This is a genomic window from Actinoplanes sp. NPDC051633, from assembly GCF_040681735.1.
Lineage (GTDB): Bacteria > Actinomycetota > Actinomycetes > Mycobacteriales > Micromonosporaceae > Actinoplanes.
Genome location: NZ_JBFAZH010000748.1, coordinates 1 through 3,884 on the forward strand (window position 1 = coordinate 1; position 3,884 = coordinate 3,884).

General features: G+C 72.0%; 3 protein-coding genes. 2 read left to right on the forward strand and 1 reads right to left on the reverse strand.

The window, feature by feature from the left end; translation table 11 throughout:
• Both pulA and AB0M20_RS31160 read left to right on the forward strand, forming a co-directional pair.
• Window positions 1-2,914, forward strand: a 2,914-nt coding sequence (gene pulA, locus AB0M20_RS31155; protein WP_364303904.1) for a pullulanase-type alpha-1,6-glucosidase, incomplete at its 5' end; no start/stop codon positions are given.
• Between the two features lie 10 nt (window positions 2,915-2,924).
• Window positions 2,925-3,353 (forward strand): DUF6174 domain-containing protein, encoded by a 429-nt coding sequence (locus AB0M20_RS31160; RefSeq protein ID WP_364303905.1) that lies wholly within the window; start codon window positions 2,925-2,927, stop codon window positions 3,351-3,353.
• 6 nt (window positions 3,354-3,359) lie between these two features.
• Here the strand turns inward: AB0M20_RS31160 and AB0M20_RS31165 are convergent.
• On the reverse strand, window positions 3,360-3,884 hold a 525-nt coding region (locus AB0M20_RS31165), incomplete at its 5' end, for a M24 family metallopeptidase (protein ID WP_364303906.1).

Genomic DNA, 3,884 nt, shown 5'->3' on the forward strand with positions numbered 1-3,884 from the left:
GCCCGGGATCTCCGCCCCCGAGATCTCCGCCGAACGGCCGCCGGCCGTGGAGACCGATGACGTCGTCATCCACTACCGCAGGCCGGGCGGGGACTACGCCGGGTGGGGCCTGCACGCCTGGGAGGGCACCCCGGCAAAACCCCATTGGGGTACGCCCACAGCGCCGGCCGGCTACGACAGCTTCGGGGCCGTCTTCCGGGTGCCGGTGACCGAGGACGCCATCGGGCTGCGCTTCGTGCTGCACCACGGCGACACCAAGGACCTGCCCGACGACCAGCGCTTGGATCTGACGGCCGCTCGCGAGGTGTGGCTGCTGGCCGGCGAGAAGGCGCCGATCCGCCCCGACCTCGGCACCCTCGGCCCCGAGCTGGACCCGGCCCGGTCCCTCGCCGTCTTCGTGGACCGCACCACCATCGCGCTGCCCGCCGAACTGGCCGACGGTGCCACCGGATTCGCCCTGGTCGCCGCCGACGATGGTGGCCTGCGCCGCGAGAGCGATGAGGTGACCGGCGAGCACACCACGCTGCCGCTGACCCCGCGGGCGGGCGGGCTCTTCCAGGCGCAGAGCCGCAAGTTTCCGCACCTGCGGGCGTACCGCGCCTTTGCCGTCCGGGAGCTCGGGGACGCGGCGCTCGGCCTCCTGCTGCGTGGGCAGCTGCTGGTCACCGGCCGCGACGCCGGCGGCCGGCTCGTCGTGCTGACCGGCGTGCAACTGCCCGGCGTCCTCGACGACCTGTACGCCGACGCCCGGGAGGCCGAGCTTGGGCCGGTGATCGACGACGGCCGGCCCATCCTGTCGGTGTGGGCGCCGACCGCGCGGACGGTGCTGCTCGAGTTGTTCAAGGCACCGGATCGCGAACCCAAGGTGCTGCCGATGGACCGCGACCCGGTGACCGGCGTCTGGTCGATCACCGGTAAGCCGAAGTGGCTGGGGCGCTACTACCGGTTCCGTGTCGAGGTGTGGCACCCGGCGGCGCAGGCCGTGGTGACCACGAGCGTGACCGACCCGTACTCGCATGCCCTGGCCGTCGACTCCACCCACAGCCTGCTGGTCGACCTGGCCGACCCCGGCCTCGCGCCGCCCGGCTGGGCGACGCTCGCCAAGCCCGCGGCGGTGGCCCCGGCGCACATGCAGATCGCCGAGGTCTCGGTCCGCGAGTTCTCCATCTTCGACGACACGGTCCCGCCGGAGAAACGCGGCACGTACGGCGCGTTCACCGTCGACTCGGCAGGCATGCGGCACCTGCGCTCGCTGGCCGACGCCGGGCTGACCCACCTGCACCTGCTGCCGGCGTTCGACTTCTCGACCGTGCCGGACCGCCGCGCCGACCAGGCCGTGCCCGCCTGCGACCTGGCCGTGCTGCCGCCGGACTCCGACCAGCAGCAGCGCGCGGTGCTGGCCGTGGCCGAGCGGGACGGCTGGAACTGGGGCTACGACCCCTGGCACTACACCGCGCCGGAGGGCAGCCTCGCCGAGCAGCCCGACGGCCCGGCGCGGATCCGCGAGTTCCGGGCGATGGTCGCCGCGCTCAACGCCGCCGGCCTGCGCGTGGTGATGGACGTGGTCTACAACCACACCACCAAGGACGGCCTGCACCGGGTCAGCGTGCTCGACCGCATCGTGCCCGGCTACTACCACCGGCTGCTCGCCGACGGCACCGTCGCCGAGTCGACCTGCTGCTCGAACACGGCGCCCGAGCACATGATGATGGGCCGGCTCGTGGTCGACTCGGTAATCACCTGGGCGCATGCGTACAAGGTGGACGGTTTCCGGTTCGACCTGATGGGCCATCACCCGAGGGCCAACATCCAGGAGGTACGGGTGGCCCTCGACCACCTGCCGGACGGCCGGGACATCTACCTCTACGGCGAGGGCTGGAACTTCGGCGAGGTGGCCGACAACGCCCGCTTCACCCAGGCCACCCAGGTCAACATGGCCGGCACCGGGATCGGCACCTTCAACGACCGGCTGCGCGACGCGGTGCGCGGCGGCGGCTCGTTCGGCGACCCGGCCGTCCGCGGCTTCGCCTCAGGCTTGGGGTCCGAGACGCCGCTGCGGTTGCACGACGCGATCAAGGTGGGGCTGGCCGGCGGGCTGGCCGGATACCGGTTCGTCACGCACACCGGCGACGAGCACACCGGCGCCCAGATCGACTACCACGGCGCGCCGAGCGGGTACGCCGCCGCGCCCGGTGAGACGGTCAACTACGCCGACGCCCACGACAACGAGATCCTCTACGACGCCCTGGCCTTCAAACTGCCGCGCGACCTGCCCGTCATCGACCGGGCGCGGATGCAGGTGCTGGCCCTGTCGCTGGTCGTGCTCAGCCAGGGCGTCGGCTTCCTCGCGCTGGGCAGCGAGCGGCTGAGGTCGAAGTCGCTGGACCGCAACTCGTTCGACTCCGGAGACTGGTTCAACCAGATCCGCTGGGATCCCGCACAGGGCAACGGTTTCGGCCTCGGCCTGCCGCCCGCCCCGGACAACGAGGACAGGTGGCACCTGGCCCGCCCGCTGCTGGGCGACCCGGCGCTGGTGCCGCCGCCCGAGGTGATCGCGATGACCGCCGAGCGCTACCGCGAGCTGCTGCGGATCCGCCGCTCGTCGCCGGTCTTCGGACTGCCCACGGCCGAGGAGGTGCAGCGCCGGGTCTCGTTCCCGCTCGGCGGCCCGGGCGAGACGCCCGGCGTGATCGTGATGTGCCTCGACGGCACTGGCCTGGACCCACAGTGGCGGCAGCTCGTCGTCGTGTTCAACGCGACCGAGGCGACGGTGACCGAGAAGGCCGACGCCGACCGGCTGCACCCCGAGCTGGCCGCCTCGGCGGACCCACTGCTGCGCACGGTATCGGCCTCCGGTGGCACGGTCACCGTGCCACCCAGGAGCGTTGCCGTGTTCGTTGCCGACCTGCACTAGAGTGCCGCCGGTGAAACGCGCTCTGGCGACGATCGCCGCCCTGGTCCTCCTTGCCGGCTGTACGTCCTCCCCGCAGGAGAAGGCTCCCGTCACGGCGGGGTCGCCGCCGCCGTGGGTCGAGCCGGGCAACTACTCCTTCGTCGTGGACCGCAAGTGCGGCGACGGACCGTCCGACGGCAAGTACCGGGTCACGGTCGCCAACAGCGAGGTCAGCGCGACCGAGCGGGTCGACGGCAGGACCGCCGAGGGCGAGGAGGAGATCGAGGTCCCGACGCTCGGCGGCATGCTCGAGGAGGCGCAGACCGCGATCGACGACGGCGCCGATGCGACGACGAAGTTCGACGCCACCGACGGCCACCCGATCGAGGTCACGATGAACCGTTCCGCGGGTGACGCCGGCGGCGCCGTCTGCTTCGTGATCAGCGAGTACAAGCCGTAGAGAGGTCTAGCCGGGCAGGCGGGGGCCCGCCTCGCGCTGGGCGGCCAGCCACTTCTCGACCTCGTCCGAGCTGCGCGGCAGGCCGGCCGACAGGTTGCGGCAGCCGTCGGCGGTGACCAGCACGTCGTCCTCGATCCGGACGCCGATGCCGCGCAACTCCTCGGGCACCAGGTCGTCCTCGGGCTGGAAGTACAGGCCCGGCTCGACGGTCAGCACGTACCCCTCGCCGAGCGGGCCCTGGCGGTATTTCTCCTTGCGGGCGTACGTGCAGTCGTGCACGTCGATGCCGAGCATGTGGCCGAAGCCGTGCAGCGTCCAGCGGCGGTACACCGTGGACTTCTCATCCATCGCCTCGTCGACGCTCACCGGCAGCAGGCCCAGGTCGTGCAGGCCCTCGGCGAGCACCCGCATGCAGACCAGGTGCACATCCTGGTGCACCACGCCGGGCTTGATGTAGTCCATGCCGGCCTGCTGCGACGCGTACACGATGTCGTAGACCTGCCGCTGCAGCGGCGTGAACGTGCCGGAGAC